The 25461-nt window shown below is 66.8% G+C and carries 18 protein-coding genes and 8 pseudogenes; 7 read left to right on the forward strand and 19 right to left on the reverse strand.

Annotation, left to right across the window (positions count from 1 at the left end; all coding sequences use genetic code 11):
• Nucleotides 1–11 precede the first annotated feature (11 nt).
• Genes feoB through PIB19_RS15505 form a run of 4 tightly spaced genes read right to left on the reverse strand, consistent with a single transcriptional unit; the run spans nucleotide 12 to nucleotide 3788 of the window.
• Nucleotides 12–1853: a ferrous iron transporter B gene (gene feoB, locus PIB19_RS15490; protein WP_271238082.1), complete on the reverse strand. Its 1842-nt coding sequence runs from the start codon at nucleotides 1851–1853 to the stop codon at nucleotides 12–14.
• Between the two features lie 10 nt (nucleotides 1854–1863).
• Nucleotides 1864–2139: a FeoA family protein gene (locus PIB19_RS15495; protein ID WP_056615336.1), complete on the reverse strand. Its 276-nt coding sequence runs from the start codon at nucleotides 2137–2139 to the stop codon at nucleotides 1864–1866.
• Nucleotides 2140–2196: 57 nt separating this feature from the next.
• The gene (locus PIB19_RS15500) at nucleotides 2197–2853 is read right to left on the reverse strand and encodes a COQ9 family protein (RefSeq protein WP_271238083.1); all 657 of its coding nucleotides are present in this window, start codon (nucleotides 2851–2853) and stop codon (nucleotides 2197–2199) included.
• On the reverse strand, nucleotides 2853–3788 hold the full coding sequence (locus PIB19_RS15505; protein ID WP_271238084.1) for a DMT family transporter: 936 nt from the start codon (nucleotides 3786–3788) through the stop codon (nucleotides 2853–2855). Before PIB19_RS15505 ends, PIB19_RS15500 begins: the two co-directional genes overlap by 1 nt.
• A 53-nt stretch (nucleotides 3789–3841) precedes the next feature.
• Here PIB19_RS15505 and PIB19_RS15510 point away from each other — a divergent pair, with 53 nt between their 5' ends.
• Nucleotides 3842–4951, forward strand: a complete 1110-nt coding sequence (locus tag PIB19_RS15510) for an alkene reductase (protein ID WP_271238085.1) — start codon at nucleotides 3842–3844, stop codon at nucleotides 4949–4951.
• Here the strand turns inward: PIB19_RS15510 and PIB19_RS15515 are convergent.
• From PIB19_RS15515 to gltX, 8 genes and pseudogenes are all read right to left on the reverse strand, one after another.
• Nucleotides 4939–5406: a hypothetical protein gene (locus tag PIB19_RS15515; protein WP_271238086.1), complete on the reverse strand. Its 468-nt coding sequence runs from the start codon at nucleotides 5404–5406 to the stop codon at nucleotides 4939–4941. The genes PIB19_RS15510 and PIB19_RS15515 overlap by 13 nt on opposite strands.
• A gap of 2 nt (nucleotides 5407–5408) precedes the next feature.
• Nucleotides 5409–5828 (reverse strand): 6,7-dimethyl-8-ribityllumazine synthase, encoded by a 420-nt coding sequence (ribH, locus tag PIB19_RS15520; RefSeq protein ID WP_056615351.1) that lies wholly within the window; start codon nucleotides 5826–5828, stop codon nucleotides 5409–5411.
• Nucleotides 5828–6977 (reverse strand): annotated as a pseudogene (gene ribB / locus PIB19_RS15525) (3,4-dihydroxy-2-butanone-4-phosphate synthase). Before ribB ends, ribH begins: the two are co-directional and overlap by 1 nt.
• Nucleotides 6964–7571: pseudogene (locus PIB19_RS15530) on the reverse strand (riboflavin synthase). The pseudogenes ribB and PIB19_RS15530 overlap by 14 nt, the downstream one beginning before the upstream one ends.
• A pseudogene (gene ribD / locus PIB19_RS15535) lies at nucleotides 7571–8499 on the reverse strand (bifunctional diaminohydroxyphosphoribosylaminopyrimidine deaminase/5-amino-6-(5-phosphoribosylamino)uracil reductase RibD). Before ribD ends, PIB19_RS15530 begins: the two co-directional pseudogenes overlap by 1 nt.
• A gap of 14 nt (nucleotides 8500–8513) precedes the next feature.
• Nucleotides 8514–8861, reverse strand: a complete 348-nt coding sequence (locus tag PIB19_RS15540; protein WP_271238087.1) for a hypothetical protein — start codon at nucleotides 8859–8861, stop codon at nucleotides 8514–8516.
• A 77-nt stretch (nucleotides 8862–8938) separates the two neighbouring features.
• Nucleotides 8939–9604 (reverse strand): energy transducer TonB, encoded by a 666-nt coding sequence (locus PIB19_RS15545; RefSeq protein WP_271238088.1) that lies wholly within the window; start codon nucleotides 9602–9604, stop codon nucleotides 8939–8941.
• 81 nt (nucleotides 9605–9685) lie between these two features.
• A pseudogene (gltX, locus tag PIB19_RS15550) lies at nucleotides 9686–11019 on the reverse strand (glutamate--tRNA ligase).
• 101 nt (nucleotides 11020–11120) lie between these two features.
• Between gltX and PIB19_RS15555 the strand changes: the two are divergent.
• Nucleotides 11121–12056, forward strand: a pseudogene (locus PIB19_RS15555) (ribose-phosphate pyrophosphokinase).
• A 144-nt stretch (nucleotides 12057–12200) separates the two neighbouring features.
• Here the strand turns inward: PIB19_RS15555 and PIB19_RS15560 are convergent.
• Nucleotides 12201–12950 carry a sulfite exporter TauE/SafE family protein gene (locus PIB19_RS15560; protein WP_271238089.1) on the reverse strand — a complete coding sequence of 250 codons (750 nt, stop codon included), beginning with the start codon at nucleotides 12948–12950 and terminating at the stop codon, nucleotides 12201–12203.
• Between the two features lie 162 nt (nucleotides 12951–13112).
• On the opposite strand from PIB19_RS15560, the gene PIB19_RS15565 reads away from it, so the two are divergent.
• Nucleotides 13113–13433 (forward strand): antibiotic biosynthesis monooxygenase family protein, encoded by a 321-nt coding sequence (locus PIB19_RS15565; RefSeq protein WP_271238090.1) that lies wholly within the window; start codon nucleotides 13113–13115, stop codon nucleotides 13431–13433.
• The gene (locus PIB19_RS15570; protein WP_271238091.1) at nucleotides 13376–14740 is read left to right on the forward strand and encodes an MFS transporter; all 1365 of its coding nucleotides are present in this window, start codon (nucleotides 13376–13378) and stop codon (nucleotides 14738–14740) included. The genes PIB19_RS15565 and PIB19_RS15570 overlap by 58 nt, the downstream gene beginning before the upstream one ends.
• On the opposite strand, the pseudogene PIB19_RS15575 reads toward PIB19_RS15570, so the two are convergent.
• A pseudogene (locus PIB19_RS15575) lies at nucleotides 14691–16978 on the reverse strand (CDC48 family AAA ATPase). The gene PIB19_RS15570 and the pseudogene PIB19_RS15575 overlap by 50 nt on opposite strands.
• Nucleotides 16979–17273: 295 nt before the next feature.
• Between PIB19_RS15575 and PIB19_RS15580 the strand changes: the two are divergent.
• Nucleotides 17274–18164, forward strand: coding sequence for a LysR substrate-binding domain-containing protein (locus PIB19_RS15580; RefSeq protein WP_271238092.1), 891 nt, complete (start codon nucleotides 17274–17276; stop codon nucleotides 18162–18164).
• A gap of 153 nt (nucleotides 18165–18317) precedes the next feature.
• Here the strand turns inward: PIB19_RS15580 and PIB19_RS15585 are convergent, their stop codons facing one another.
• Both PIB19_RS15585 and PIB19_RS15590 read right to left on the reverse strand, forming a co-directional pair.
• Nucleotides 18318–19064: a DUF3800 domain-containing protein gene (locus PIB19_RS15585; RefSeq protein WP_271238093.1), complete on the reverse strand. Its 747-nt coding sequence runs from the start codon at nucleotides 19062–19064 to the stop codon at nucleotides 18318–18320.
• A gap of 85 nt (nucleotides 19065–19149) precedes the next feature.
• On the reverse strand, nucleotides 19150–19602 hold the full coding sequence (locus PIB19_RS15590; protein ID WP_271238094.1) for a peptidylprolyl isomerase: 453 nt from the start codon (nucleotides 19600–19602) through the stop codon (nucleotides 19150–19152).
• A gap of 132 nt (nucleotides 19603–19734) precedes the next feature.
• On the opposite strand from PIB19_RS15590, the gene mgtE reads away from it, so the two are divergent.
• Nucleotides 19735–21138, forward strand: coding sequence for a magnesium transporter (gene mgtE, locus PIB19_RS15595; RefSeq protein WP_271238095.1), 1404 nt, complete (start codon nucleotides 19735–19737; stop codon nucleotides 21136–21138).
• Nucleotides 21139–21169: 31 nt separating this feature from the next.
• A complete protein-coding gene (locus PIB19_RS15600) occupies nucleotides 21170–21571 on the forward strand; it encodes a DUF1489 family protein (protein WP_056615384.1) in 402 nt (133 codons plus the stop codon).
• Between the two features lie 130 nt (nucleotides 21572–21701).
• On the opposite strand, the gene msrA is transcribed toward PIB19_RS15600, so the two are convergent.
• From msrA to pabB, 3 genes and pseudogenes are all read right to left on the reverse strand, one after another.
• Nucleotides 21702–22349 (reverse strand): peptide-methionine (S)-S-oxide reductase MsrA, encoded by a 648-nt coding sequence (msrA, locus tag PIB19_RS15605; protein WP_271238096.1) that lies wholly within the window; start codon nucleotides 22347–22349, stop codon nucleotides 21702–21704.
• Nucleotides 22350–22383: 34 nt separating this feature from the next.
• Nucleotides 22384–23582: pseudogene (locus tag PIB19_RS15610) on the reverse strand (pyridoxal phosphate-dependent aminotransferase).
• 35 nt (nucleotides 23583–23617) lie between these two features.
• A pseudogene (gene pabB / locus PIB19_RS15615) lies at nucleotides 23618–25386 on the reverse strand (aminodeoxychorismate synthase component I).
• Nucleotides 25387–25461 lie beyond the last annotated feature (75 nt).

Consider the following 25461-nt stretch of genomic DNA (forward strand, 5'->3'; position numbering starts at 1 on the left):
GCAAGCGGGCGCTAGAGACCCAGCGCCACTGCGCTCCAATAAGTGATCCCCGCCGCCACATAAGCGAGCACGAACAAATAGCCGACCATGAAGGCGGGCCATTTCCAGCCGTTGGTCTCCCTTCGCGTCACTGCGATCGTCGAGATGCATTGCGGCGCGAAGACGAACCACATCAGGAAGGCCAGCGCAGTCGGCAGGGTCCAGTTCTTCTGGAGATTGGCGCGTAGTGCTTCCTGGCCGGAGGCGCCTTCGGGATCGTCGATCGCGTAGACGGTGCCGATCGCGGCGACGGCGACTTCGCGCGCGGCCATTGCGGGGATCAGAGCGAGCGCGATGTCGCGGTTGAAGCCGATCGGGGAGACCACGGCCTGGAGCCCGTTGCCGATCCGCCCCGCGATCGAATAATCGACCGGCGAGATGCCCGATCCCTCGGGCGGCTTGGGGAAGCTCAATAGCGCCCAGAGCACGATCGTGGTCAGCAGGATGATCGTGCCGGCGCGCTTCAGGAAAATCTCGGCGCGCTGCAAAAGCCCGAGCAGCACATCGCGCAGTCGCGGCATCTGATATTTGGGCATCTCCATCATGAAGCCCGAAGTCGCGCCCCTGGTCACCGTCCGGCGGAGCACCAACGCCGCGCCGAATGCGCCGGCGATGCCCATCACATAAAGGGCGAACAGCACGAGGCCCTGCAGCCCGATCCCCGGAAGCACGGCCCGATCGGGGATCAGCGCGCCGATGATGATGGTGTAGACGGGCAAGCGCGCCGAACAGGTCATCAGCGGCGCGATCAGGATCGTGGTGAGCCGATCCTTCTCGTCCGAGATGGTCCGCGTCGCCATGATGCCGGGCACGGCGCAGGCGAAGCTCGACAGCAAGGGAATGAAGGCGCGGCCCGACAGGCCGACGCTCGCCATGATCCGATCCATCAGGAAGGCGGCGCGGACCATGTAGCCCGAAGCTTCGAGCACGAGGATGAAGGCGAACAGGATCAGGATCTGCGGCAGGAACACCACCACTGCGCCGACGCCCGCGATCACCCCGTCGGTGAGCAGCGAGCGCAGCAGCCCATCGGCCATATGATCCTTGAGCGCGCCCTGGAGCCACGAAAAGCCCGCGTCGATCGCGTCGGCCGGCGGCGTCGCCCAGGCGAACACCGCCTGGAACATCACGAACAGGATGCCGAGCAGGAGGATCGTCCCCGCCACGGGATGGAGCGCAACCGCGTCGAGCCGGTGCGTCCAGCGGCGTGCCGCGGTTTCGGAGATGGTGACCGCGGTAGCGATCTGGCGCGCGCGGCGCTGGAGGACGACGATGTCGTGCACGACGCCGGCGCCGGGGCGGACCGCATGGACGTTGCGGACGACTTCGCCGAGCCGCTCCTTGAGTGCGTCGAGCCCGCGCTTGCGCACTGCGACGGTGGGCACCACGGGCACGCCAAGCTCGCGTTCGAGCGCTTCGGGATCGAGCTTCAGTCCATCCCGCTCGGCGAGATCGACCATGTTGAGCGCGACGACGATCGGCAGGCCCAATGCGATCAGCTGGAGCGTGAAACGGAGATGGTTGTCGAGATTCGAGGCATCGACCACCGTGATGATCGCATCGGGCAATCGCTCGCCCGCCTGGCGGCCGATCAGCACGTCGCGCGTCACCTGTTCGTCGGGCGAGGAGGGATCGAGGCTGTAGGCGCCGGGCAGGTCGAGCAGTTCGACCGGACGGCCGTCCGGCAGCGCCATGCGGCCGGCGTGACGCTCGACCGTGACGCCGGGATAATTGCCGACCTTCTGGCGCGCGCCGGTCAGCGCGTTGAACAGCGCGCTCTTGCCGGCATTGGGATTGCCGACCAGCGCGACCAAGGGGCCTGGTTCATGGTGCCGGGTTCGGCGAAACGTGGATCGCGGCGGCGACGTGGCGGCGCAGCGCCACGGTCATGCGGCCGATCCGGCAGGCGACGGGCCCGCGCCCGAGAAAGGAGCGATGGAGCAATTCGACTTCGACGCCCTCGTCGAGCCCCAGCTCGCGCAGGCGGCGCCCCTCGGGCTCGGAAAGCAGATGCCAGTCGACCGCCGAGACCATTCCGGGTTCGAGACGAGGCAGTTGGGCAAGCCGGACAGGCTGGGGAATCGCAGCGGCGACGTTCATGCTGCGAGTCATTATCAATAACCTGCCGGGTGCGCTAGTGGGGGATGTGCGGGAAGCTCACACCACCGGGTAGCGCAGGCGGCCGATGAAGCGTGACAGGCTGGGGCGATGCGAGGCGCGGGCGAGGAAGCCGGCCTTGGTCTTCTCGAACTTCATGATGTCCTCGATCCGCCGGCCGAGAAAGGCGCGGGTATCGGCATGGCCTTCGCTGTCGTCCTGGAGGAACACCGCGATCGTCGCGGCATAGATCGAGGCGAGCAAGCTACGCTTGGTGTAATGGTTGTAGTCGGTCGCGATATCGCCGGCGAGGCGCCACATCACGTCCGCCGAACGCCAGCCGAGCTTCGCGGCGCGGACAAGGTTCTGCGGCATGGCGAGAACCGCGGCGGCGCGGCGCAGCGCCTCGCGATTGGCGGCGAGCACTTCGAGCCGCGCCTCGACCAGGGCAGTGATCCGCGTCCGGATCTTCATCGCGGCGAGCGCCTCGGGTGTGAAGCGCGCGGCCATCGCGCGATCGACGCCGGCGAACCACGCGTCGATCATCGCCACCGCACCGTCCGAGAAAGCGAGCCGGGCGACGTCATGATCGACGCCGAGGCTGTCGGCGGCGGCATCGAGCGCGGCCGTGTTCCAGCCGTCGAAGGCGGCATTGGCCGCCACCGCCGGGGCGAGCGCCTCGCGGAGTTCGTCGAGCGTTGCGTCTGCCAAGTCCATCATATGGATTTAGGCTCCCCTGCAGCGGACGCAAGCCGCTCAGACTTGCCGCCACCTCGGACCAGCACCAGCGCCAGCGCGACGAGCACTGCACCGACTGCGTCCGCCGCGGCGAGCCGCTCGTCGAAGACCACCCAGCCGATCGCCGCCCCGACTGCTGGCTGGATCAGCAATGCGATGCCGACGACGAGCGGCGTCAGATGCCCGAGCGCGTAGATCATGCACCCCTGCCCGATCAGCTGGCTGACCACCGCCATTGCGAGCAACGGCCACCAATTGCCCGGCCAGACCTGCTCGCCGAAGGCGAATGCGAGGAACAGCAAGGGCGGGATCGAGGCGAGCGACGACAGCGCCAGCGCCGGCATCGGGGCGAGCCGCTCGCGCACGCCCGCCATCAGGACGAAATAGACCGCATAGAGCACCCCAGCGAGCAGGCAGAGCAAGTCGCCGCCGAGGTTTCGCGGCGACAGGTTCGCCGAACGCGCCATCAGCAACCCAGCGCCGACCGCGGCGAGCGCCAGCGCGAGCGCCTGCATCCGCGACGGCCACATCCGCGCGGCGATGAAGCCGTAGATCGGGAAGATGAACGTCGCCGAATTGCCGAACAAAGTGGCGTTGGCGAGCGTCGTGCGGCCGATGCCGATGTGCCAGCTCGCCAGATCGGCGGCGAAGGCGAGACCTGCCAGCGCGAGCACGCCCCATAGGCCACGCGATGCGCGGACCGGACGCTCGCCCATCAGCATCGAGGCGGCGAGCAGCACCGGCGCCGCCAGTGCGATGCGCCAGAAGCCGGACGCCACCGGCCCGACATCGGCAATGCGCACGAACAGCGGGCCGAAGGCGAGCGCGATATTGGCGATCACCACGGCGGCGAGCGCCGTCGCGGCATGGCTTCTGACGGGAATAGTTTTCCTTGGGGCCCGGGCTTCCTGCATGGTGCCCTGTAACGCCCTATCTGCCCCGGACCACAAGAAAGGGTTTCTTCCCCATGCCCAGCCTGTTCGATCCGATCCAGCTCGGCGCGATCGCCGCGCCCAACCGCATCCTGATGGCGCCGTTGACTCGCGGCCGCGCGACCCGCGCGCACGTGCCGACGCCGATCATGGCCGATTATTACGCCCAGCGGGCCGGTGCCGGGCTGATCATCTCCGAGGCTACGGGCATCAGCCAGCAGGGGCTGGGCTGGGCCTATGCGCCGGGGCTGTGGAACGAGGAGCAGGTCGAGGCGTGGAAGCCGGTGGTCGCGGCAGTACACGAAGCGGGCGGGCGGATCGTCGCGCAGCTCTGGCACATGGGCCGGCTGGTCCATTCGGACTTTCTCGGCGGCGAACCGCCGGTCTCTTCTTCGGCGACCACTGCGCCGGGCGCCGTCCGCACCTATCCGGCGGAAGAGAGCGGGGAGATCAGGCGGCCCTATAGCCAGGCCCGCGCGCTGCGCGCCGACGAGATCCCCGGCATTCTCGACGATTATGCCAATGCCGCCGCCAATGCGATCCGCGCGGGTTTCGACGGTGTGCAGATCCATGCCGCCAATGGCTATCTGATCGACCAGTTCCTGCGCGACAATTCGAACTTCCGCGACGATTCCTATGGCGGCTCGATCCCCCACCGCGTCCGGCTGCTCCGCGAAGTGACGCAGCGCGTGGTTGACACCGTCGGCGGCGACCGCACCGGCGTGCGCCTGTCGCCCAACGGCGAAGTGCAGGGCGTCAACGACAGCAATCCGCATGCGCTGTTCGAAGCGGCGGCCGCGGCGCTCGACCATGTCGGCATCGCGTTCCTCGAGATGCGCGAGCCGCGCCCCGGCGGCACGCGCGGGCTGCCCGATCATCCGCCGGTGCATCCGGTGATTCGCAAGGTGTTCAAGGGCCCGCTCGCACTCAATGCCGATTACCATGCCGACGATGCGCAGGCGGCGCTGGATGCGGGCGAGGCCGATGCGATCGCTTTTGGCCGTCCCTTCCTCGCCAATCCCGATCTGCCGGTCCGGCTGGCGGAGAAGCTGCCGCTCAATCCGCAGCGCGAGGAGCTGTTCTATATCGGCGGGGCCGAGGGCTATATCGATTATCCGCGCTGGGACGCGGCTCAGGCGGCCTGATCGAAGCCGTCGATCCAGCGAGTGATGGCGGTCCGGATCTGCGTGCGTATCTTCGGATTAGCAGTGACCAAGAAAACCAGGATCAGCGCGAAGGGCCAGAACAGGAAGGCCAGCACGACGAGCAATGCCACCGCGACGGCGATGCCGTAGCGCAGATTGGTGAGCCGCGCCCGATTGGAATAGTTCATGCGGATCGTGCGCGGCGCCTTGTCGTCATACCAGCGCCGGGTGACGAAGGTGCCGGAATCCAGTCCCGCGCTGCCCGCTTGCGCTCCCATTCCGCTTGCAGGAGGGGCCGACAGATCGCGCGGGCCGGGTCCGACTTCTCCTCCCCTGGCCCCGGCAAGGGGAAGGGAGGCCGAAGATCGCGAGGCCGGTTCGCCGGTCAGCGTGTCGATCACTTCGAGCCGGCGGCCGCGCTCCACCACTTTGTAGCGGGTGGGCGGCGGCCGCATGGTCAAGCGAACCTGGCCTTGAGCGCCAGCATCGCCAGCGCCGCCTTCGCGGCCTCGCCGCCTTTGTCCTTCTGCGCGGGATCGGCGCGGACCAGGGCCTGCTCCTCATTCTCGACCGTGAGGATGCCGTTGCCGATCGGCGTTCCGTCGAGCGCCAGCGCCATCAGGCCCCGCGCGCTCTCGCCCGCGACGATTTCGAAATGATAGGTCTCGCCGCGGATCACGACGCCCAATGCGACATAGGCGTCGTAATGGCCGGTCTCGAGCGCCATCGCCACTGCGCCGGGCACTTCGAGCGCGCCGGGGACAGTGACGACCTCATAGTCGTGCCCCGCCTCCTGCAGCGCAGTGCGCGCGCCGTCGAGCAGCATGTCGTTGAGATGCGCGTAGAAACGGGCTTCGACGATCAGGACGCGGGCCATCAATTCTCCAGATCGATTGCACGCTCGCCGACGATCGACAGGCCGTAGCCGTCGAGCCCGACAAGCGTATGGTGGGTGTTGGTGAGCAGGATCATGTCCTGCACGCCGAGTTCGGTGAGGATCGTGGCGCCGACGCCGTAGTCGCGCAGCTCGTCCATATCCTTGGGCTCGCGCACGCCGGCCTTGGCCTCGAGCGCGAGGCTGAACTGGTCGGGCCGCGGCTTGTTGATCACGACGACCACGCCCGCGCCCTCTTCGCCGATGATCTCCATCGAGCGGCGGAGCAGGCCGCCGCGACTGCCGCCCTCGCCGAAGATGTCGCTGAACGGCGAGAGCGCGTGCATGCGGACCAGAATGGGCTTCGACGAGTCGATCCGGCCCTTGACCAGAGCCACCTGCTCGCTCTCGGTCGCCTTGTTCCAGAAGGTGTAGGCGGTCCATTCGCCGCCCCAGTCGCTTTCGAACCGGGCCTCGGCGCGCTTCTCGACGAGGTGATCGTGGCGGCGGCGATAGGCGATCAGGTCGCGAGATCGTGCCGATCTTCAAATTGTGGAACTGGGCGAAGGAGACGAGATCGTCGAGCCGCGCCATCGTCCCGTCGTCCTTCATGATCTCGCAGATCACGCCGGAGGGATTGAGCCCCGCGAGCCGGGCCACATCGACCGCGGCCTCGGTATGCCCGGTACGGACGAGCACGCCGCCATCGCGCGCGACCAGCGGGAAGACGTGGCCGGGCGAAACGATCGCCTCCGGGCCCTTGGAAGCGTCGATCGCCACCGAGACGGTCCGCGCGCGATCGGCGGCGGAGATGCCGGTGGTGACGCCCTCCTTTGCCTCGATCGAGATCGTGAACGCCGTCTCGTGGCGGGTGCCGTTGTTGCGCGACATCAGGTCGAGCCCGAGCTGGTCGACGCGCTCCTTGGTGAGCGCGAGGCAGATCAGCCCGCGGCCGAAGCGCGCCATGAAGTTGATCGCGTCGGGCGTCGCCATCTGGGCGGGAATGATGAGGTCGCCTTCATTCTCGCGGTCCTCGTCGTCGACGAGGATGAACATGCGGCCGTTGCGGGCCTCGTCGATCAATTCCTCGGGCGAGGAGAGAAAGCCATGCTTCAAACGGGCCAAGGGACTTGATTGCTCAGGCTTTGCCACGGAGCGCCTCCATGCGCTGGAGATAACGGGCAAGCACGTCGATCTCGAGATTGACCGCCTGCCCGGGTTGCAAGGACCCGAATGTAGTGACGGCGGCGGTGTGGGGAATGATGTTGAGCATAAGATTTACGCCCGATGCAGTGTCTTCGATTGCATTCACGGTGAGCGAGACGCCGTCGACGGTGATCGAGCCCTTGGCGGCGACATAGGGGCGAGATCCTTGCCGGCCGCGATCGTCAGCCGGTGCGACCCGCCCTCTTCGCGCCATTCGGCGACCACGCCGATGCCGTCGACATGGCCGGTGACGATATGCCCGCCGAGCTCGTCGCCGAGTTTCAGGGCGCGCTCGAGATTGAGGCGGCGACCCTGGGTCCACATGTCCGCCGCGGTGCGCGAGACGGTCTCGGCCGAGACGTCGAACGCGACGCGGCCGGGCGCCTTGTCGACCACCGTCAGGCACACGCCCGAACAGGAGATCGACGCGCCGAGGTCGATCGTGCCGACGTCATAGCTGGTGGATATCTCGACGCGCAGGTCGCCCTGGCGGCTGACGGCGACGATAGTGCCGATATCGGTGACGATTCCCGTGAACATCAGGAGTGCGCGTAGACTTCGAGGCGGTCGCTGCCAAGCATCCGCGTATCGGTGAGCCGCCAGCGGCCATGCGCCGAGGCGAGATCGGTGAGGCCGAGATCGCCGAGCGCCGCCTTGCCGGTGCCGATCAGGATCGGTGCGCGGTAAAGGAGCAGGCGATCGACCAGCCCTTCGCGCAGGAACGCGGCCGCGGTCTCGGCGCCGCCTTCGACGAGGAGATGATCGACGCCTTCGAGGCCCGCGATGTCGGACGGACGGGCGAGATCGCCGGCGGAGGAGAGGATCAGTCGGCGGGGCGAGCGGGACTCGAGTCCGGGGAGGCGCACATCGAGTTTCGGCCGGTCGATCTCGGCGGTGCGGCGGCCGACAAGGATCGCCTCGTGCCGAGCGCGTTCGAGATGCGCGTGGGCACGCGCTTCGGGTCCGGTGATCCAGCGGCTCTCGCCCGAGGCGAGCGCGATGCGGCCGTCGAGCGACGTGGCGAGCTTGAGCGTGACGAAAGGCCGGCTTTGGCGCGCCGGGTGAGGAAGCCGGCCATCGCCGCGCGCGCCGGCGCTTCGGCCGCCCCTTCGACGACGTGGATTCCCGCAGCTCGCAACCGCGCCACGCCCTGGCCATTGGTGCGCGGATCGGGATCGCCGAGCGCGATCACCACGCGCGCGACGCCGGCGGCGATCAGGAGGTCGGCGCAAGCAGGTCCGCGCGGCGAGACGTGCGCGCAGGGCTCCAGCGTGACATGGCAAGTCGCGCCGCGCGACTTTCCGGCCGCCTCGGCGAGCGCCATCGCCTCTGCGTGCGGACGGCCACCGGGCTGGGTCCAGCCGCGGCCGACGACATGGCCCTCTGCATCGACGAGAATGCAACCGACATTGGGATTGGGGGCCGTGCGCCCGCGTGCACGCTCGGACAATGCGAGCGCCGCGGCCATCCACCGCGAGTCGTTCAGAAGCCCCACTTTTCGAGCTTGTCGTCGAGCCGCTTGAACTCGGCCTGCTTGGCCTCGCGCCGCTTCTTCAGCTCGGCCAGCTGGATGGCCTTCTTCGCCTGATCGATCTTCTGCTGCGCGCGAATCTGCTCGTCGGTGCGGGTGATCGGCCATTGCTCGACATAGATGATGTTGCGTTCGTACGGCTTCTGGAAGTTCGCATCCTTGAAGAATACGAAGATGATCAGCGTCGTCACGGCGAGCGAAAGCGCCATGAACCACAGTTCGTGCCGCCGGCGCGTCGCGAGGAAGAGGCGCAGATCGCGCCAGGCCGCGAGGGGCGAGAAGAATTTGAGAAAGGTCATGTCGGGCCCCAAGATAAGGGCGCGGGGGCTCCAGGGCAAACCCCGCGCCGCCGGCCGTCGAAACGGCCGGCAAGGGCTCATTGGTCCTTGATCAGGAACCGGACGCTCAGCGTCTTCCAGCTCTCTTCAGGGATGCCGCCGCGGGTCGCCGGCTTGAAGCGCCATTTCGACAATGCCTGGCGCCGAGTGGCCTCGAAGAAGGCGTCGCTGGTCGCGCTGACCGATTGCGCGGCCTTCACGCGTCCGTCCACGCCGATCAGTACCTTGATCTGGACGAAACCGTCGCGCTGGGCGCGAAGTTCGGTGGAAGGGTAAGCGGGCTGGAAATCCCGCGCGAAACGCGAATCCTGCTCGGCGCGGAGAAGTGGCGGCAGCGGTGGAGGCGGTTCGGGGACGAAGATCGGGCCCTCCTCGGCTTTGGGCATCGGGCGCAGCGGCGGATCGCCGATGTCTGTCGTCGTCTTTGTCGTATTTTCCGACTCGCTCTTGATGAACGGATCAGGGGCTTGGGGCGTCGGGTTCTGCGCGGCGCGATTGTCGGGTTTCGGCTTTGGCAGATCGATGGGCGGAGGCTCGAGGGGATCGCGGATCGGAATCACATTGATGCCGTCCTCGGGCCCCTTCGGAATGACGTTAGGCGCCGCGAAGATCAGTCCGGCGATCAGCGCTCCATTGATCAGCAGGGCGCTGCCCAGACTGACGGTGCGCGATTTTGGCGGTGCGTAGCGATGTTCGGCATACATGGCGTTGCTCTCCATCCTTGGCCGGTCTCTTGCCGGCATTAGTGATGATACAACGTATCATTTAACGAGTAAATAGGGCGCCTATCCGACCGCCGCGAGACGCGACAACGCACGATCCTTGCCGATCAGCGGCAGGAGCGCGGCCATGTCGGGGCCATGTTCGCGCCCGGTGAGCGCGAGTCGGAGCGGCAGGAACAGCGGCTTGCCCTTGCGGCCGGTCGCTTCCTTGAGCGCGCCGGTGAGCGCGTGCCAAGGGTCGGCGGACCAGTCGACCGTCGCCGCCGCTTCCGTCGCCAAAGCGAGATAGGCGCGATCTTCAGCCGGCAAATCGGGCAAGTCGATCGGTCCCTCGACCACGCGCCACCAGTCTCCGGCCTCCGCGATCGTGGAGAGATTGGGGCGAATCGCCTCCCAGGCTTGCGACGTCATGCCGTCGGGAAGCCGCGCGGCTACGCTCCCGAAATCGAGCTGGTGGACGATGCGGGCGTTGAGCTGGGCGAGCTCGGCCTCGTCGAAGCGCGCCGGCGCGCGGCCGAAACGGGCGAAGTCGAAGGTGGCGATCAGCGGCGCGGGATCGGCGAAGGGCTCGACGGGATCGCTGGTGCCGATCCGCGCGAGCAAGGCGACCAGAGCCTGCAGCTCGATGCCCGTTTCGCGGAAATGATCGACGCCGAGCGAACCGAGCCGCTTGGAGAGCTTGCCTTCGTTGCCGACCAGCAGCGCCTCGTGCGCGAAGCGGGGCGGCGTACTCCCCAGCGCGTCGAACATCTGGAGCTGGGTGGCGGTGTTCGAGACATGGTCCTCGCCGCGCACGACATGGGTGATGGCCATGTCGACATCGTCCACCACCGAGGGAAGAGATAGAGCCACGAGCCGTCGGCGCGGCGGATCACCGGATCGCTCATCGTGCCGGGATCGAAGCGCTGATGGCCGCGGACCAGATCGTCCCATTCGATCGGGGCGCCATGATCGAGCCGGAAGCGCCAGTGCGGCGTGCGGCCCTCCGCCTCGAAGGCGGCGCGCTCGGCATCGCTCAGCACCAGGGCGGCGCGATCATAGACCGGGGGCAGGCCGCGGCCGAGGAGCACCTTCCGCTTGAGATCGAGCTCCTGCGCGGTCTCGTACGCCGGATAGACGCGGCCGGCGGCGACCAGTTCGGCGAATCGCGCCTCGTAGCGATCGAAGCGCGCCGACTGGCGCTCTTCGCCATCGGGCGCGAGCCCGAACCAGGCGAGATCGGCGCGGATCGAAGCGACGTGCCGCTCCTCCGAACGCTCGCGATCGGTATCGTCGATGCGCAGCAGGAAGCGACCGCCATTTGCCTTCGCGAACATCCAGTTGTGGAGCGCAGTGCGCAGATTGCCGACATGGAGCGTGCCGGTAGGGCTGGGAGCGAAGCGCGTGGTGACCGTCATAGCCGCGGACTAGGCTCCGCGCGCTTTAGCGGCAATGCCCCTTTGCCTCTCCGCCTCCGCGTCCTAAGGGGACGTCAGGGACCAGCGGACGGAGCGCGCATATGAAATTGATGGCCGGCAATTCGAACATGCCGCTTGCCAGCGCGATTGCGGATTATCTCGAGATCCCGCTGACCCAGGCCAATGTCCGCCGCTTCGCCGACGAGGAGATCTTCGTCGAGATATTGGAGAATGTCCGCGGTGAGGACGTGTTCGTGCTCCAGTCGACCAGCTATCCGGCCAACGACAACCTCATGGAGCTGCTGATCATGATCGATGCGCTGCGGCGCGCATCGGCAAAGCGGATCACTGCGGTGCTCCCCTATTTCGGCTATGCCCGGCAGGACCGGAAGCCCGGGCCGCGCACGCCGATCTCGGCCAAATTGGTCGCCAATTTGATCACCACCGCGGGGGCAAACCGGGTGCTCTCGGTCGATCTCCACGCCGGGCAGATCCAGGGCTTTTTCGACATTCCCACCGATAACCTGTTCGGCGCCCCGGTGATGTCGGCCGACATCCAGACGCGCTTCCCCGACAAGCAGTGGATGGTGGTTTCGCCCGACGTGGGCGGCGTGGTCCGCGCGCGGGCGCTCGCCAAAGGCTCGACAACGCACCGCTGGCGATCGTCGACAAGCGCCGCGAGCGCGCCGGCGAATCCGAAGTGATGAACATCATCGGCCAGGTCGAGGGACGCTTCTGCATCCTGATCGACGACATCGTCGATTCGGCGGGTACCCTGTGCAACGCCGCGGCGGCGCTCAAGGCAGCGGGGGCCGAAGATGTCGTGGCCTATTGTACCCACGGCGTGCTCTCGGGCGGCGCGGTGGCCCGAGTCGACGGATCGGCGCTGCGCGAGCTGGTGATCACCGATCTCGATCGGCAATCACAATGTCATCGCCGAGAGCGCGAAGGTCCGCCATCTGACGATCGCGCCGCTGCTCGCCGAGGCGATCAAGCGGATCGCCGACGAAAGCTCGGTGTCCAGCCTGTTCGACTGAAGCGTTCTCCGCCAAAATTGCGGGAGTCGCGGTGCATTCGTCAACTTTGCCTGCCGATGCCATGCCCTGACCGGGGTGGCGGGCTGAGGCGGACGGGCGGGTCATTGCGAGGAGTAGATCACGCCAAATCCTACATTGAAAGCCTCAAGCAAGCGCTTCCCAGATCAGCGCCGCGCCGACGAGGATCATCAGCCAGTAGATCGCGGTGTAGAAGCGCTCGGGCGCGATGCGGCGGACCAACCATACGCCGGCGATCGTCGAGGCCAGCGCGAGCGGGAGCAATGCGGCAGCAGTGAGCAGGTTGGCCCGGGTGAACTGGCCGAGCGCCGCATAAGCCGGCACCTTGATCCAGTTGATCGCGGCGAAGAACAAGGCCGTGGTACCGATCAACACGTCGCGATCGAGCTTTCTCGGCAGCACCCAGAGCTGGAAAGGCGGCTGGCCGGCATGCGCGATCTGGCTGGTGAAGCCCGAGGCAATGCCGAACAACGATCCCACCCATAATGGCCAGCGCGCCGCGTCGCGCGGGGCGGCATGTCGCGCGGCCCAGAGGCGATAGGCCCCGAAAATCATCGAGATAGCCCCCACTGCCGCCATGACGCCAAGCGGCGACACGTTGGCGGCAAAGGCATAGCCGAGCCAGATGCCCAGCACCGCGCCGGGCATCATCCAGCCGAGCAGCTTCCAATCGACGGTGCGGCGGAACGCCCAGACGCCGACCACGTCCTGCGCGATCAGGATCGGCAGCAGGATCGCCGCGGCGCGCACCGGATCGATCGCGAAGGTCAGCATCGGCAGCGACAGCGCGCCCATGCCGGCGAACCCGCCTTTGGCGAGGCCGAGCAGGATTACCGCGGGGATGGCGAGTGCGTAGAAGTGCCAGTCGAGGATCATTGCGTCTCCGATGCAGTGCTCCTGCGAAGGCAGGAGCCTTGGCCGCAAGCACTCCGCCGGTGGCCAAGGCTCCTGCCTTCGCAGGAGCACGAGCAGGTTGGAACCCCTGCTTGCCTCTCCCGCCAAAGTGCCTATCGGACGGGGCAGACAGGAGGCGCGGGCATGGCCGAGGATCGGACGGGGCAGCTGGTGGTGGTGTTCATCTCCGAGCGCACCGGCGACGATCCGGATGGCTATGCCGCCGCCGCCGAGGCGATGGACAGGCTCGCCGCCCGGCAGCCCGGCTATCGCGGAATCGACAGCGTCTCGGCGGGAAGCCTGGGCATCACGCTCAGCTATTGGGCCGACGAAGCGAGCGCCGTGGCGTGGCGCAAGCATCCCGAGCACGCCGCGACGCGCGAGGCGGGGCGCGGGCGCTGGTACAAATGGTATCGACTGCACGTCGCCGACATCAATCGCAGCTATTCGTGGACGCGCGAGTGAGGGTCCGCAGCTTCGATCGCACCTTCGCTCTGCTCTTCACGGTGATGCTGACGATCGCGGCGGGGAACACCGCGCTGCAATCGGTATTGCCGGCACTCGGGCGATCGCTCGGCGCGGCCGACAGCGCCGTGGCGGCGGTCTTCTCGGTGTCGGCGCTATTGTGGGTAGTCGCCGCGCCTTTCTGGGCGAATCGTTCGGATCGGCACGGGCGGCGCGCGATGGTGTTGCTCGGCGTGGCGGGCTTCACCGTGTCGCTGCTGTTGTGCGGAATCTTCCTCGCATTGGGGATCAACGGCGTCCTCGGGCCACTTGCGACCTTCATCGCCTTCATCGTCGGCCGCGTGATCTACGGAACCTTCGGTTCTGCGGCGCCGCCGGCGGTGCAGGCGATCGTCGCGGGGCGGACGACGCGCGAGGAGCGGACGCGGGCGCTGACTCTGCTCGCCTCGGCATTCGGGCTGGGGACGATCCTGGGGCCGGCGATCGCGCCCTATCTGGTGCTCGGGCATCTCTGGAGCGGCGGGCCCGAGATCGGGCTGGCGGGCCCGGCCTTCGTGGCGGCGGCGATCGGGGCGGTGATCTGGATCGCAGTGGTGCGGCTGCTTCCACGCGACGAAGGCTATGCCCACGGCGCGGCGTCGAGCTATCCCTCGATCGGCGGACAGGGCACCGGGGCAACGGTGACCGCGGCGACGGCCGAGACCAGCGAGAAAGTGGGCTATTTCGACCCGCGGGTGCGCGCATGGATCATCAGCGGGCTCGTCATCGGCCATGCCCAGGCGATGACCGGACAGGCGATCGGCTTCCTGATCATCGACCGGTTGGCCGTGTCGCCGATGGAGGCGCTTCATCCCACCGGTCTCGTGCTGATGATGGGCGCGGGATCGGCGCTGCTCGCGCAATGGGGACTGATTCCCTTGCTCGACCTCAAGCCGCGCGTGCTGATCCTCGCGGGCGCGGCCTTGGGAGTGTTCGGCTGTATCGCCGTCGGCAGCGCGACGTCGCTATACGGGATCGCGCTGGGCTATTCGCTGACCTCGCTCGGCATGGGGCTGGCCCGGCCGGGCTTCACCGCGGGATCGTCGCTCGCGGTCGGCGCCGAGGCGCAGGGTTCGGTGGCGGGCAAGGTCACTTCGGTCAACGGCGCGGCGTTCGTGCTCGGGCCGTCGATCGGCGTGGGGCTATACGAGCTGTGGCGGCCGCTGCCTTATCTGACAGCGGCCGCCGCACTCGCGTGCCTGCTCGTTTACGGCTGGCTCAATCTGCGCCCTTCGGACCCCGGCCGCGGAGCGTCCCCGGCGCAATGAAGCCGAGCGGCTGGATCGCCGACGCCTGCTGCTTCAGCCGGCCCGACATGGCCTCGTACTCCTCCTCCATCTCGGGCGTCACCGTGGCGCGCGAATCGGCGAGGGCGTCTTCGAAATCGGCCATGGAAACTTCGCTGGCACCCAGCGATTTCCGCAGCGCGACCAGACCGGCGCGGCGGACCACGTCCTCGAGATCGGCACCGGTATAGCGCTCGGTCTCGTCGGCAATCGCAGCGAGATCGACATCGCTCGCCAGCGGCATCTTCGCGGTCTGGATCTTGAGGATACGCTCGCGCCCGGCCTTGTCGGGCACCCCGACATAGACCAGTTCGTCGAACCGCCCGGGGCGCAGCAGGGCCGGATCGATCAGGTTCGGCCGATTGGTCGCACCGATCACCACCACCGATTGCAGCTCCTCGAGCCCGTCCATCTCCGAAAGGATGGTATTGACCACCCGCTCGGTCGCCTGCGGCTCACCCAGGCCCCCGCCGCGTGCGGGGACGAGGCTGTCGAGCTCATCGATGAAGATCACGCAGGGCGCGACCTGGCGCGCGCGGGCGAAGAGACGCGCGATCTGCTGCTCGCTCTCGCCATACCATTTGCTGAGCAGGTCGCTCGATTTGGTGGCGATGAAGTTCGCCTCCGCCTCGCGCGCGACGGCCTTGGCGAGCAGGGTCTTGCCGGTGCCGGGCGGGCCATAGAGCAGGAAGCCCTTGGCCGGGCGGATGCCGAGCCGGCGGAACGCGTCGGGGTCCTTCAACGGCAGCTCGACGCCTTCCTTGAGCCGCATCTGGGCATCGTCGAGACCGCCGACATCCTCCCAGCGGACGCGCGGCGCCTCGACCATCACTTCGCGCATCGCCGAAGGCTGGACGCGCTTGAGCGCCTCGAGGAAATCCTCGCGCGTGACCGACAGCGTATCGAGCACCTCGGGCGGGATGGTGCGGTCCTCGAGGTTGAGCTGCGGCATCAGCCGCCGCACCGCCTCGATCGCCGCCTCGCGGGTCAGTGCGGCGAGATCGGCGCCGACAAAGCCATAGGTCGTCCGGGCCAGTTCGCCGAGATCGACGCGATCGCCAAGCGGCATGCCGCGCGTGTGGATGCCGAGGATCTCACGGCGGCCGCGCTCGTCTGGCACGCCGACGACGATCTCGCGATCGAAGCGGCCGGGACGGCGCAATGCCTCGTCGATCGCCTCGGGACGGTTGGTCGCGGCGATCACGACGATGTTGGCGCGCGCCTCCAGCCCGTCCATCAAGGTGAGCAGCTGCGCGACGAGGCGCTTCTCGGCCTCGCCCGAGACCTGGCCGCGCTTCGGCGCGATCGAGTCGATCTCGTCGATGAACACGATCGACGGCGCCGACTTGGCCGCTTCCTCGAACACCTGGCGCAGCCGCCCTTCGGACTCGCCATAAGCCGAGCCCATGATCTCGGGGCCATTGATCAGGTGGAAGGTGGCGTCGCTCTCATTGGCAACCGCGCGGGCGAGTCGCGTCTTGCCGGTTCCGGGCGGGCCGTGGAGCAGCACGCCCTTGGGCGGATCGACGCCGAGACGCTGGAACAATTCGGGATAGCGCAAGGCAGCTCGACCATCTCGCGGAGCTGGTCGATCGTCGCGGCCATGCCGCCGATATCGTCATAGGTGACGTCGGCGCGGCGGCTTTCGGATGCTTCCTCGAACTCGGGCCGCAGCTCTACCTCGGTATTCTCGTCGATATGGACGATGCCCTTGGGCGTTGCCGCGACCACGGCGAGGCGGATCTCCTGCAGCGCATAAGCGGGCGCATTGACCCAGCGCTGGACGTTGGGATCGACGACGCGGTGATGCCCGGCGGTCGCGACGATATCGCCTTGCGCGAGCGGCCGGCCATAGAAGGTGCGCTGAAGCGCCTGCGCCGAGCCCTGGAGCCGCAGATTGGCCTGGGCGGGCGCGAACACGACGCGCGTCGCCGGCTTGGATACCGCCGCCCGGACCTCGACGAAATCGCCCGAGCCGACGCCGGCATTGGCGCGCTGAAGCCCGTCGATGCGGAGCAGTTCGAGCCCTTCGTCCTCGGCATAGGGAAGAACCGCACGCGCGGGCGTCGCCCGCTTGCCGACGATCTCGATCACGTCGCCTTCGGTGATGCCGAGCGCCGCCATCTGGCTGCGCGGGATGTGCGCTATGCCACGGCCGCTATCCTCGGGCCGGCTGTTGGCAACCTGTAACTTGCGTCCTCTAGTCTCGTCGTCCGCCACGCTTCATTTCCTTCAGGCAATGAAGCGGGAACATAGGAACGGACTTTCCGTGCCGCGAGGGGCAAAAAGGCGGGCCACAAGGACCCGCCGGGAAAGTTTTAGGAGAGGATGCCTGAAAGGCCTGCTCTATGTGCAGTGCGGCGAATTATTGTGCAAGTGCGAAATGCATCCAGCCGAATTGCAAAGGTTGCAATCGTAATGGGCTCGTACGATAGTGGCGGCACAGGCGCATTGAAGGCTTGCACCGGCGCGAGCTCTCGGCGAAGCTTGTACCGCAGTGCACAAAAGAAAGATCATGCGTAGGCTACCGCCCCTCACCGCCATCGAGGCATTCGTCCAGGTTGCGCGTCTCGGCTCGATCAAGGCCGCCGCGGAGGAACTCGCACTTTCCTCGCCCGCACTGAGCCGCCGGGTGCAATCGCTCGAGCGCTTCATCGGCAAGCCGTTGTTCGAGCGCCGCCATCAGGCGCTGCGGCTCAATGATGATGGCGACCGGTTGCTCGGGCTGATCGCGCCTGCGCTGGATGCGATGACCGATGCGGTCGAGGCGATGACCAGCGGCAGCGAATTGCTGCGGCTGCGGCTCGGCGTGCTGCCGCTCTACGCGACCCAGCAGCTGCTGCCGCGCCTTCCCGAACTCAAGCGCCGCCACCCCGAACTGCATCTCGACGTCGATACCGCAGGCTATGGCGTCGCCCGGCTCGGCGACGGGCTCGATGCGGCGATCGTGATCGCGCGCGACATCGATCCGGGCTTCTATTCGCGACGGCTCGATCGCAACCGCGTCCACGTCATCGGCGCGCGCACCCTCGTCGAAGGTCCCGATCCGATCACGCGGCCCGAGCAGCTTTCGAAGCTCACCGCCTTGGTCCATCGCGACATGCCCGAGACCTTTACTGCGTGGCGCGCGGCGGCGGGCGTCCCGGACCTCGAGCCGCTGGCGATCGATCATTTCGATTCGGGCAATCTGATGCTCGAGGCGGCGGCGCAGGGGCTCGGCGTCGCCTTCATGCTCGAATCGCATTTCGAGGCGGCGCGCGACGAACGGCTCGTCCAGCTCTTCGACCTGACCGTGGAGAGCCATTACAGCTATTGGTTCGTCTGCCGCCCGCGCGCGCTGGGTCAGCGCCCGGTGCGGATCTTCCACGACTGGCTGATCGAGTCGCTCGGCGTCGAGAAGGCGTAGTCGGGCACGACTCTAAGTTGTTGATTTTGAGTCGGATTAAAACATTGAAAAATCACGCTGAATCTCTATATATTGAGTTCGCGTGATCTGAACCTAGGCACAACCTAGTAGTAGGATTGCCCCGGCGGGCGGCTGAAAGGTCGTCCGCCCTTTTTATAGCTCCACTATGCCCAAAGGAGAGCTCCTGCTCGCATTCACATTCAAAACCGGCAAGAGCCGATCATAATAGTAGGCAGCTTTTTGTCGGCGTATGTAGCTATTGGGTTTGTAGCGCTGGTGCAGGAAATAAGAACATACGTCCGCCATCTGTATCGCAAGCGACTCAGCTGAATCCTTCCCATGAGGATCCTCAATCAGCCTCAGTATGGGGAGATTCCTTGGAGGTCCGCCAAATGCGCTCGGAACCGGATTGTACACTGCCATTTTACGAACCATCCGGAGTAGCTTTAAGCCCGCAGTATCATCCGTGAAAACGACACCGTAATCTGACCTGAATGCTCCCGGAAAATTGCCAAACATCAGGGTGTTCTCGAAGCGCTGAAATAGTGTTTTCCACGCAAAATCAAACACATCAAAATCAGCAGGCTTGTTACGCTTGTCGACAATCACCCCGGTGATCGAAATGTCCTGCATCTTGGCCAGCTCATCCAGCGCATTGCGCAGGATCGCTAGGCGCGTGTGACGTTGAAGACCGAAGACCTTGCTTTTGATGAATTCGGAGGCATGTATCTCGGCTCGCATAGGCAGGCCGTGCACAGCGCGCATTGTTTTCTTGAAAGCAATTAGCGCGTTCATGAAGCTGCGCCATTGCCGCTCATGAACCACGATGCCCGTCAAGGCGAAGAAATCGGTTGGAGAGTTGGCCGTGCCCGTGTCTCCACTTTCATCGACATACATCATGTACATCGAGGCAGAATACGGCAGCAAACAACTTTGGCTAGACCCCGGCCGGAGACCTGAAGTGCCGGCCGAGATATGGCTCTAGTTACTCGACGGTCGCCTTGACGATCTTGCCGGGCGTGCGCGGCGGCTCGCCCTTGGGGAGGGCGTCGACATTCTCCATGCCTTCGATCACTTCGCCCCACACCGTGTACTGGCGATCGAGGAAGGTCGCGTCGTCGAGGCAGATGAAGAATTGCGAGTTGGCGCTGTTGGGATCGTTGGTCCGCGCCATCGAGCAGACGCCGCGGACATGCGGCTCGGCGCTGAATTCCTGCGGAAGGTTGGGCTCCTTCGAGCCGCCCATGCCGGTGCCCGAGGGATCGCCGCCCTGCGCCATGAAGCCGTCGATCACGCGGTGGAAGACGACGCCGTCATAGAAGCCGTCCCCGGCCAGCTTGACGATGCGCTCGACATGCTTCGGCGCCAGATCGGGACGAAGCTTGATCCGGACATCACCGGTATCGAGAGTCAGGACGAGCGTGCTTGGGGCGGACATAGATTACTCCGATGGAACTTTGCCTGCGGCCCTAAGCACCTTGCCTGTGGCTTGCAACATGCGCGCTGCATTGGCAGTGGCGACGCGCCGCGCTAGGAGCGGCGCAACCGGGCGCATCAGGGAGGTCGAACGATGAGCGAGACCGAACTTCATCCAGAATCGCGGGCGCCCGAAAGCGAGCTCGACGAGGACGATCGGCTCAAGCCCGAATTCGTCAGTGCCGTGCTCGAGGCAGTCGCCGCGGGCGATGCCGAGACTGCGCGCGCGCGCGTCGCCCCGCTCCATCCCGCCGACATCGCCGATCTCGTCGAGCTGACCCCTGCCGAGCTACGCCCGGCGCTGGCGGCGGCGATCTCGGACTTGATCGACGGCGACGTGCTCGCCGAGATGAACGACTGGGTGCGCGAGGCGCTGGTCGACGCGCTCGAGCCCCACCAGGTGGCGGACATCGCCGCCGAACTCGATACCGACGACGCCGTCGCGATCATCGAGGACATGGACGTCGAGGATCAGCGCGAAGTGCTCCGCGCGCTCGACCCCGACGATCGCGCCGCGATCGAGGAAGCGCTCTCTTATCCCGAGGAGACCGCCGGCCGGCTGATGCAGCGCGAGCTGATCGCGGTGCCCGAGCATTGGACCGTCGGCGACGTGCTCGATTATCTGCGGCGCGAGGAAGAGCTGACCACCGATTTCTGGGAAATCTTCGTGGTCGATCCCGCGCACCATCCGGTGGGCACCTGCCATTTGAGCTGGATCCTGCGGACGCCGCGCGCCGTTTCGATCGCCGACGTGATGAAGCGCGAGCAGACGCTGATCCCGGCCGACATGGACCAGGAGGAAGTGGCGCTCCGCTTCCAGAAATACGCGCTGATCTCGGCCGCGGTGATCGATTCGAACGGCCGGCTGGTCGGCATGATCACCGTCGACGACGTGGTCCACATCATCTCCGAAGAAGCCGGCGAGGATATCCTGCACCTGTCGGGCGCGGGCGAAGGCGACATCAACGAGCCGGTGCTCGACAGCTACAAGGGCCGCGTCCGCTGGCTGCTCACCAATCTGGTGACGGCGCTGGTGCCCGCGACGATCGTGTTCCTCTTCGACGCGACGATCGCGCAAAAGGCCATGCTCGCGGCGCTGATGCCGATCGTCGCCGGGGTCGGCGGCAATGCCGGAACGCAGACGCTGGCAGTGACCGTGCGCGCGCTCGCCACCAACCAGCTGACCCAATCCAACACGCTGCGTGCGATCCGGCGCGAAATCTCGATCGCGGTGCTCAACGGGCTCACCGTCGCGGCGGTGATCGGGCTCGGCATAGGCACGGCTTTCCAGGACGCGGCGCTGGGGATGGTGATCGCGGCGGCGATGCTCGCCAACATATTGATCGCGGGACTGGCCGGCGTGCTGGTGCCGCTGACGCTGGAGCGATTCGAGCAGGATCCGGCGGTGGCTTCGTCGGTATTCGTCACGATGGTGACCGATTCGATGGGCTTCCTCGCGTTTCTCGGCCTCGCCACGGCGAGCGGGCTGGTCGGTTGATCGCCGCCCTCCGCGACCCCAGATTGCAGCCGTGCCGCTACATCTGACCAAGGTCGCCTATGGCTGCGACAGCATCGAATATCTGCAGGAGCGCCTCGCGCTCAAGGCGGCGCACCAGCCCGCCTTCCTGACCACGCGCTATCTGCCCAAGAGGCATGAAGAGATTGCGGGTGGGTCGCTGTTCTGGATCATCAAGCACCAGTTGATCGGCCGCTCGCCGATCCTGGGCTTCGGCGAGGCCGAGGGCGGGCGCGTGGCGATCTATCTCGAACCGAAGCTGGTGCTCGTCCAGGCGCGGCCCAAGCGCGCGCACCAGGGATGGCGCTATCTCGAGGGCAAGGATGCCCCGGTCGACCTGGGCGAGGCCGGTGCGGGCGTTGCCGAGATGCCGGCGGGACTGGTTGGCGAACTCGCGGCGATGGGGCTGATTTGATTTCTATCCTCCCCCGCAAGGGGAGGTGGCATGCGCAGCATGAGGGAGGGGAGGAAGCACTAACCTCGCGGCGTGCTTACTCCTCCGTCGCCTTCGGCGACACCTCCCCTGGCGGGGGAGGATTTTCCGCTCAATTCGCGAGTTGCGGGAACGCATTCCTGAACGCCGCGACCTTGGGCTTGTCCCAGCGCACGATGTAGGGGTGCGTCGGGTTCCGCCAGAAAAAGTCCTGGTGGTACGCCTCGGCCTGGTAGAAGGCGCCGCTCTCGATCCTGGTCACGATCGGCCTGGGCCACGCCTTGGTGCGGCCGAGCTGCGCGATATAGGCGGTGGCGACGCGGCGCTGGGCGGCGTCCTGGGGGAAGATTGCCGAGCGATAGCTGGGGCCGACATCGGGGCCCTGGCGATTGAGCTGGGTCGGATCGTGCGCGACCGAGAAATAGACGCGCAGCAGCGTGCCATAGCTCACCTTCGTCGGATCGTAGACGATACGCACCGCCTCGGCATGGGCAGTGCGTTCGGTCGACACCTGGCCGTAGCTGGCAGTGCCCCTGGTGCCGCCGGCGAAGCCGCTGGTCACCGAATGCACGCCCTTCACCGACTGGAAGACTGCCTCCATCCCCCAGAAGCAGCCGCCGGCAAGCACCGCGACCTGCTCGTTCTTGCCCCCGGGGACATCCTGCGCCGGCGGCGGAATCGGCACCGCGCGCTCGGCGGCGGGGCGGCGATCGCCGGCAGCAGCAATGCCGCTCCGGCGAGGCCAATTGGGAGGGCCCATTCCAGCATGGGCGCAAGATCGTGCGTTCCGTGCCTCAGCGCAAGGCCGCGCAGGCGGTCTGAATCCGCGTGCACGCCTCGGTCAGCAAAGCCTCCGACGTCGCATAGCTGATCCGCATCGCCGGCGAGAGGCCGAAGGCGGCGCCGTGCACTGCCGCGACCTTGGCCTCATCGAGCAGATAGGCGATCATTTCCTCGTCGGTGGTGATCTTCACACCCTTGGGCGTGGTCTTGCCGATCAGCCCGGCGAATTCGGGATAGACGTAGAAGGCGCCTTCGGGACGGGGGCAGGTCATGCCGTTGATCTGGTTGAGCATCGACACGACCAGATCACGCCGGCCCTGGAACGCCGCGACGCGCTCCTTGAGGAAGCTCTGGTCGCCGTTGAGCGCGGCCACGGACGCGGCCTGCGAGATGCTGCACGGGTTCGACGTCGACTGCGACTGGAGCTTGCCCATCGCCTTGATCAGCCAGGCAGGGCCGCCGGCATAGCCGATCCGCCAGCCGGTCATGGCGTACGCCTTGGACACGCCGTTGGCGGTGAGCGTGCGATCGTAGAGCGAGGGGACGACCTGCGCGATCGTCGCGAATTCGAAGCCGTCGTAGAGGATGTGCTCGTACATGTCGTCGGCATAGATCAGCACGTGCGGGTGCCGTTCGAGCACTTCGCCCAGCGCCTTGAGCTCGGCCGCGCTGTATGCCGCGCCCGTCGGGTTGGACGGCGAGTTGAGCACTACCCATTTGGTCTTCGCAGTGATCGCGGCTTCGAGCTGCTCGGGACGGATCTTGTAGTTCTGATCGGCGCCCGCCGCGATGAACACCGGCTTGCCGCCGGCGAACTCGACCACGTCGGGATAGCTCACCCAGTAAGGCGCCGGGACGATGACTTCGTCGCCGGCGTCGATCGTCGCGCAGAAGGCGTTGAACAAGGTGTGCTTGCCGCCCGAGTTCACGCTGATCTGGTTCTCGGCATAGGTCAGGCCGTTGTCGCGCGCGAACTTGGCGACCACCGCCTGCTTCAATTCGGGGGTGCCGTCGACATTGGTGTATTTGGTCTTGCCCGCGCGGATCGCCTCGATCGCCGCTTCCTTGACGAAATCGGGGTGTCGAAATCGGGCTCGCCGGCGCCGAGGCCGATCACGTCGATGCCCTGCCGCTTCAGCTCGAACACGCGGCTCGTCATCGCGAGCGTGGCGGAGGGCTGGATGCGCTGGAGCGCGGCGGAGGTCTGCATGGTCCTGGGCCTTTTCCGGAAGGGAATGGCCGCGCCTATACGTCTGCCTTCGCCGGCTCCGCAACTGTAACGGCAGATACGAGTCCGCGCAGTGCATTGCCGAGCTGGAAACCGCCCGCGAGATCCTCCGGACGCAAATCCCGCTCGACTGCACGGCCGCTCTCGATCAGCTCGGCGCGGAGCACGCCGGGGAGCAGCCCGCGCGCCAGCGGTGGCGTGAGCAGCACGCCGTCGGCGCTTCCCACGAAAATGCTGGTGAAGCTGCCTTCGGTGAGGAAGCCCTGCGCGTCGGTGAATACGACTTCCGGCACGCCCGCCGCTGAACGTGCGCGATCGTAGAAGCCGCGGCGGCTGGTCTTGTGGCACAGTCGAAAGTCGTCCGGCGCGACTTCGAGGGGCGGATCGCCACACCCATCGGTTGGTCGGATATCTCGGGCAACGGGCTGATGCCGATCGAGATCGCCCCCGAGCGCCCGAGCAGCAGCCGCACCTTCGAAGCCGCCCGCAGCCGGAAAGTCGCGGCCTGGAGCTCGTTGCGTACCGAATGGCGGTCGAACGCGAAGCCCAGTGCCGCCGCGCTGCTTTTCATCCGCCCGAGGTGGCGCTCGAGCAGCGGGATGCCCTCCATCGGATCGAAGCGCATCGTCTCGATCAGGTCGAACGGGCGCTCACCCGCCGTCACGAATGCGCCCTTGGCGAGGCATTCCTGCCATTCCTGCTCCGGGTCCGAATCGGCAACCACGCCCGACCCTAAACCCAAAACCGCGCGCGAGTCGCCCCCGGCAACGGTCAGCGTGCGGATCGCGACGTTGAACATCGCATCGCCGTTCGCGTCGAGCCGGCCGATCGCGCCGGTATAGATGCCGCGCGGCGCGTCCTCGGTTTCGGCGATGACTTCCATCGCGCGCAACTTGGGCGCGCCGGTGATCGAGCCGCAGGGGAACAAGGCCGCCAGCGCGTCGATCGCGTCATGGTCCGTGTCGAGATCTGCGGTGATCGTCGACACCATCTGATGGACCGTCGGGTAATGCTCGACATGGAAGAGCTGCGGCACCGCCACGCTGCCGGGGCGCGACACGCGGCTGAGATCGTTGCGCATCAGATCGACGATCATCAGATTCTCGGCGCGCTGCTTGGGATCGGCGCGCAGTTCCGCGGCATTGGCCGCGTCGCGCGCCGGATCCATGTCGCGCACCGCCGTGCCCTTCATCGGCTTCGCAGTGAGCCTGCCGCCTTCGAGGGCGAAGAAGAGCTCGGGCGAGAAGGACAATAGCCACTCCTCGCCGGTGGCGACCAGCGTGCCATAGCCTGCCGCCGCGCGCCCGCGCACCAGGGCGTAGACCGAGGCGGGAGAGCCCGCGGTCGGCACTTCGGCGCGGAAGGTGAGATTGGCCTGGTAGATATCGCCTGCCGAGATCAGTTCGGCGACCCGCGCGAAGCTTTCGGCATAATCGCGGCGCGTGATCCGCGGTTCCGGCGCTCCGGCCCATGCCCCGGCGGGATCGGGCAGGATCGCCGCGGGATCGACTTCCCGATAGCCGTTGAACAGCCCGAACCAGAGCAGGGAGCCTTGCCCGGCGAGATGCGCCAGCTTCGGCTCGAGCCCGGCCGCCGCCTCGTATCGGATATAGCCCGCCGCCTCGAGCCCGCGCGCGCGGGCGGCCCGCAGCGCTTCGAGCGCGGGCCGGACCTGTTCGGGCCGGTCGGCACGCACGATCTCGACCGGATCGGCATAGAGCCGCGCCGCCGCGCCGCCCGGCCGGGCATCGTCGAGTAGCACGAAGGGAGGAGCGGGCAACGCCATCGCGCTGCGCATGCCGCCGCAGCCGCCTTACGGCAAGCCCGTGTTGCCGCCGCACCCTGCGCCACCTATCAGCGG

This window comes from Sphingomonas sp. 7/4-4 (assembly GCF_027941955.1).
GTDB lineage: Bacteria > Pseudomonadota > Alphaproteobacteria > Sphingomonadales > Sphingomonadaceae > Sphingomonas.